Below are 5,499 nucleotides of genomic sequence, written 5' to 3'. Positions count from 1 at the left end.
TCTGTTCCGTGGTGAAGCGACTCTTGCGCATGTCCGTCCTCTCTGGATGACGGACTCTACCTAGCTTCGAGTGGTACGGCTCAGTGGGGGCAGGTCACGACGATGCCGAGCTGTTCTCGCAGCAGGTCGGCAACATTACGGATATCGACCAGCTGCGCGCCGTGGTCAGGGCGCTGGCGACGGCGCGCGAGCTGCACAACCTGATCCGGCTGGGCGGATTTACCGAACTGGCCGGCCTGCTGGACTTTAACAGGCTGGGCACGCTGCACAACGAAGCGCGCAACGCGCTCGCCGCGCTCAACCTGAAGCGGCACCTGGATGACGCGAACGATACCTCCGGCCTGCTCAACCAGGCGTTGGAGGATGTGGTCTTCAGGTTCGAGAAGGTGGGCGAGGCCGAACTGAAACTGGCCGACGAGCTGAAAGAGGTTCTGCGCCGCACGCGCGAATCGCTGGCATCCACGCAAGACCCGCAAGACCCGGCCTGGATCGCGTTGCGCCAGGAGTTGGAGCGCCTGTTCAAGGCCAAGAAGCTCAGCGAAGTGGGCCAGCAGGAGATGCAGGACAACATCGTGACGCTGCGCGACATCGAGCGGCGCACGCGCCATCTGAATAACGCCAATGCCAACCTGGCCACCCGCTACAGCGGCGATGCCAAGCTGATGCGCGTGCACAAGCGGCTACTGGAGTCGCGCCGGCTTGGCGATAGCCAGACCCGGTTGCACGCAGCGCTGAGCGGCATCAAGCACGACGTGGACGAGGCGGTGCTTGGCAACCGCGAACTGCTGGGCAACCCGGCCTTCTTCGGGCGCACCGTGATGCCCATCGTGATGCATCGGTTCCGCGATAGCCCGCCCGAGCCGGATGCGTCGACCCGACAGATGATCCAGCAACTGCTGGTTAACGAATACCTCAACGAATCCCAGGGCCACTTGCCCTTCTGAGCCTTGCCGAATGACACCCAGCTACCAGCAACAGACCCGTGACCTGATCGACGGCCTCAAGGCCGTCTGCGCCAGCAATGGCCTGGGCAACGATGGAAACGAATACAAGATCATCGTCCAGACCTTCCTGTACAAGCTGCTCTGCGACAAGTTCGCGCATGAAATGAAGCGGCTTGAGCCGAGGCTGGCGCACGCAGATGACTGGATCGCCGCGTGGCAGAAGCTGCCCAAGGGCAAACGCCAGGACCTGAAGGACGAGTTGTCGGCGGAGACCCCAGTGTTGACCGCCGAGCAGCTGATCCCCAGCCTGTTCAATCGCCAGGCCGAGCCCGGCTTCGCGCGACTGTTCGACGACACCCTTATCGCCATTGCCGTCGCCAACGCCGACATCTTTGCGGTGAAAACCGACGACGGCGAGAAGGTGCCGCTGTTCGACCGCCTGAGCGAGTACGTCACCGGCAGTGCGGACAAGCGCGATGGCTTCGTGCGCGCACTGTTCAACAAGCTGGCCGGGGTGAGCTTCGAGCGGCTGTTCGAGCAAAAATACGACTTCTACGCCGCGCTGTTCGAGTACCTGATCAAGGACTACAACAAGGACAACGGCGGCAAGTACGCGGAGTACTACACCCCGCATGCGGTGGCCACCATCATGGCCGACATCCTGGTGCCGCAGGGCCAACGCGGCAAGGTCAAAAACGTCACTTGCTATGACCCGGCCTCCGGGTCCGGCACCCTGCTGATGGCGCTGGCCCATGCCATCGGAGAGACGCGCTGCAGCATCTGGTCGCAGGACATCTCGCAGAAATCGTCCAGCCTGCTGCGACTGAACCTGGTGCTGAACAAGCTGGTGCACAGCATCCCGAATATCACCCAGGGCAACACCATCCTGCATCCGGTCCACAAGGACGGGAAAGCGCTCAAGCAGTTCGACTACATCGTGTCGAATCCGCCTTTCAAGATGGACTTCAGCGACTTTCGCGACGACCTGGACAGCGACGCCAACCGCACGCGGTTCTTCGCCGGCATTCCCAAGGTGCCGAACAAGGCCAAGGACAAGATGGCGGTCTACCTCTTGTTCATCCAGCACATCATGGCCAGCCTCAAGCCGGGCGGAAAGGCCGCGGTGGTGGTGCCCACCGGCTTCATCACCGCGGCGCAAGGCATCGAACTGAAGATCCGCGAGAAGTTGGTGAAAGAGAAGTGGATTGCTGGCGTGGTTTCCATGCCCAGCAACATCTTCGCCACCACCGGCACCAACGTGTCGATCCTGTTCATTGACAAAGGCCAGCACGACAGCGTGGTGCTGATCGATGCCTCGGCGCTGGGCAAGAAGGTCAAGGAAGGCAAGAACCAGAAGACCCTGCTGAGCCACGACGAGGAACAGCGGATCGTGGACACCTTCAACGCGCGCGAGGCGGTGGAGGATTTCTCGGTAGTGGTGGATTTCGACGCAATCGCCGCGAAGAACTACTCGCTGAGTGCGGGTCAGTATTTCGATATGAAGATCGCATACGAGCCTATTACGCCGAAGCAGTTTGCGAAGAAGGTGGAAGGTTTTAACGCGCGGCTTGATGCGATGTTTACTGAGTCAAGAAAGTTGGAGAAGACGATTGCCAAGTCGCTCGGAGCTTTGATCCGTGGCTAAGCCTGTTGCGACTCGGCTCGGAGATGTCGTGAATTTCAAGCGCGGTTACGACCTGCCTGAATCGACGCGCCGGATTGGTCCGTTTCCGGTGATTAGTTCCGCGGGAATTTCTGGTTATCACGACGAATACAAAGTTGCGGGCGAAGGCGTGGTCACGGGCCGATACGGCACTCTCGGTGAAATGCACTACTACAATGGCAAGTACTGGCCGCATAACACCGCCCTGTATGTCACCGACTTCAAGGGCAACTTGCCGAAATACGTCTATTACCTACTCTCCTGTCTAGGCCGAATGGATACCGGCGACAAGAGCACGGTTCCTGGCGTTAATCGCAACGATCTGCATGAACTGAAAATTCCAGTCATCAAGGACAAGGAAGCGCAGAAGAATATTGCCGCCGTTCTCTCCATTCTTGACGCGAAGATCGACCTCAACAATCGCATCAACGCCGAGCTGGAGGCGCTGGCGAAGACGATCTACGACTACTGGTTCGTGCAGTTCGACTTCCCCGATGCCAAAGGTCGGCCCTACAAGACCAGCGGCGGCAAGATGGTCTGGAACGAGACGCTGAGGCGGGAGATTCCGGCGGGATGGGGAGCTGGATCGCTGGACGATCTCGGTCAGATCGTGGGCGGCAGCACGCCTTCGACCGCAAACCCGGAGCATTTCGGCAAGGACCTGATTCCGTGGATCACCCCGAAGGACTTGTCCAACAACAAGGGCAACAAGTTCATCGCCAGGGGCGAAACGGACGTGTCCGAAGCCGGCAAGCGTAGCGCCTCGCTGACGTTGTACCCGGCAGGCACCGTGCTGATGAGCTCCCGTGCACCGGTTGGCTATCTGGCCATCGCGCTCAACCCGGTAACCACGAATCAGGGATTCAAGTCGTTCGTGCCGTCGAAGGGTTACGGCACTTCATTTGTTTACTACACCGTCGAAAGATCGCTGCCAACGATCATCCAGTACGCCTCCGGATCGACCTTTGTGGAAATCTCCTCGGGCGTGCTGAAGTCCGTGCGCGCAGTTCTTCCGAGTAAAGCAGTCGTCGATGCCTTCTGCCGCCAGATCGAACACATCGTGCAACGACAGCAGATCGCTGAGCTTGAAAACATGGAACTCACCCAGCTACGCGATTGGCTGCTCCCCCTGCTAATGAACGGCCAAGTGAAGCCCGCTGACATGTAGTGCGCACTACTCCCAGTTGTGACTAGTTGAGCCGCCGCGCTTCCATCTATGAACTGCTCTATTGCTTCCAGCCAACCAATGACTGGTCCTAGTAAAAAAAATACTGATGCAGACATACGTTATGGAAGAAGGGTGCATTTGAACTGAGCTCATACTAGTTGCTCATTGGTCGGCAGTTGAGACATCTGCCGTAGGGGCATTGCCGACGTGCACTAACCGTTTCCCCTAGGCGCCACAAAATTGCTGAACCACCACCGAGCCAGCGAGGCCAACCTCGCTGGCTTTTTTCATGCTCACGAAAGGGTTAACCCATCATGGAATCTCTACATTTCGGAATCACTAGCGGCAAACACGGGACAGCTGCCAATCATCTGGCCTACATCACTCGCGATGGGCACTACGCGGCTCGCAATGACCTCGTTACGACCGGCCACGGCAACATGCCGTCTTTCGCCGCGGACAACCCCATGCTGCTGTGGAAGGCCGCCGACCAGCACGAGCGCAGGAATGGATCGATCTTCCGCTCCTACACGATTTCGCTTCCGAACGTGCTGACGGTGGAACAACTCATCGATCTTGCCTGGCGGCAAGCGCGCCAACTTGCGGGAATCAAGCCGTTCCAGTTCGCGCTGCACCTGTCGCGAACCTCGCTGCAGGGCGAGCTCAATCCCCACGTCCACATCGTCATCTGCGACAGGCTCCCGGACGGCATCGAGCGCTCGCCGGAACAGATGTTCAAGCGTTACAACCCGGCACACCCGGAGAAGGGAGGCTGCCGCAAGGACAGCGGCGGTAAGGCCCCGCAGGCGCTCCATGGCCATATGACCGCGCAACGAAAGGCCGCCGCCGACGAGATCAATGCAGCTTTGGCTAAGCATGGTCACGCCCTGCACGTCGACCATCGCTCGCTTCGGGAACGCGGGATCACTCGAGCGCCAGAAAAGTACTTGGGTCCAGCTAGGATCCGAAAGATGACGACAGAAGAACGCGCGGCCTACGTCAAGAAGCAGCGCGGGGAACATTGAGCCCGCACGGCAGCAGAAAGGGCTTTAGGCTGCTCCTCGACTTGCCCACACCTTCCGGCCAATTATTGGGGTTCCGGTGGCTGCACCGCCTTTTGCTTTGCGCTATTCGTGCTACGAGTAGCGCGAATAGCATGGATTTTGTATCACGAAGCAAAAAAAGATGGGCAAGCCGCCTTTCCAAGGGGAGCACCGAAGCGCTCACCTCGGGCGGACTCCAGCAGTCCTGACACACACCATCGTCCTGTCCGCGTCAGCTCGGAATACTCCGCTGGTCGATCCATATCCTCGACAAGATTTATATCCAGCTACCACCCCATCGCCGCCGTGCTCACGATGTCCCGCCCTCCCACGATGACGTGGTCCAGCAGCCGGATGTCCACCAGCCGCAGTGCTTGCTTAAGCCGCTCCGTCACCGCGCGATCTGCCGCCGATGGCGTCACGTCGCCCGAGGGGTGGTTGTGCGCCACGATCACGGCAGCGGCGTTGCAGCGCAGGGCCTGCTTCACCAACTCGCGCGGATGGACTTCGGCCCCGTCGATGGAGCCGTAGAACAGTTCCACGTAGCTGATCAGTCGGTGCCGCGTGTCCAGCATGGCAGCGGCGAACACCTCCCGCTCCTGTCCCGCCAGCTTGTCCTGGAAGTAGCGGCACACGACCTGTGGGTCGGTGAACATCTCGCCCCGCTGCATCCGGACGCCA

At 59.7% G+C, this 5,499-nt stretch carries 5 protein-coding genes; 4 read left to right on the top strand and 1 reads right to left on the bottom strand.

Going from position 1 to position 5,499, the window contains the following annotated elements; all coding sequences use genetic code 11:
- Positions 1-83: 83 nt before the first annotated feature.
- The 4 genes from ABS45_RS17510 to ABS45_RS17495 all read left to right on the top strand — a co-directional run bounded on the left by ABS45_RS17510 (position 84) and on the right by ABS45_RS17495 (position 4,800).
- Positions 84-944 (top strand): hypothetical protein, encoded by an 861-nt coding sequence (locus ABS45_RS17510; RefSeq protein WP_291558260.1) that lies wholly within the window; start codon positions 84-86, stop codon positions 942-944.
- Positions 945-954: 10 nt separating this feature from the next.
- The gene (locus tag ABS45_RS17505; RefSeq protein WP_291558257.1) at positions 955-2,589 is read left to right on the top strand and encodes a class I SAM-dependent DNA methyltransferase; all 1,635 of its coding nucleotides are present in this window, start codon (positions 955-957) and stop codon (positions 2,587-2,589) included.
- The gene (locus ABS45_RS17500) at positions 2,582-3,775 is read left to right on the top strand and encodes a restriction endonuclease subunit S (protein ID WP_291558254.1); all 1,194 of its coding nucleotides are present in this window, start codon (positions 2,582-2,584) and stop codon (positions 3,773-3,775) included. The genes ABS45_RS17505 and ABS45_RS17500 overlap by 8 nt, the downstream gene beginning before the upstream one ends.
- Before the next feature lie 314 nt (positions 3,776-4,089).
- Positions 4,090-4,800, top strand: coding sequence for a MobA/MobL family protein (locus tag ABS45_RS17495; RefSeq protein ID WP_291558251.1), 711 nt, complete (start codon positions 4,090-4,092; stop codon positions 4,798-4,800).
- Positions 4,801-5,105: 305 nt separating this feature from the next.
- On the opposite strand, the gene radC is transcribed toward ABS45_RS17495, so the two are convergent.
- On the bottom strand, positions 5,106-5,499 hold a 394-nt coding region (radC, locus tag ABS45_RS17490), incomplete at its 5' end, for a DNA repair protein RadC (protein WP_291558248.1).

Source organism: Comamonas sp. SCN 65-56, assembly GCF_001724135.1.
GTDB lineage: Bacteria > Pseudomonadota > Gammaproteobacteria > Burkholderiales > Burkholderiaceae_C > Comamonas_C.
Note: the sequence above shows the minus strand (reverse complement) of the source record. Positions and strands in the feature narration are given on the sequence as shown.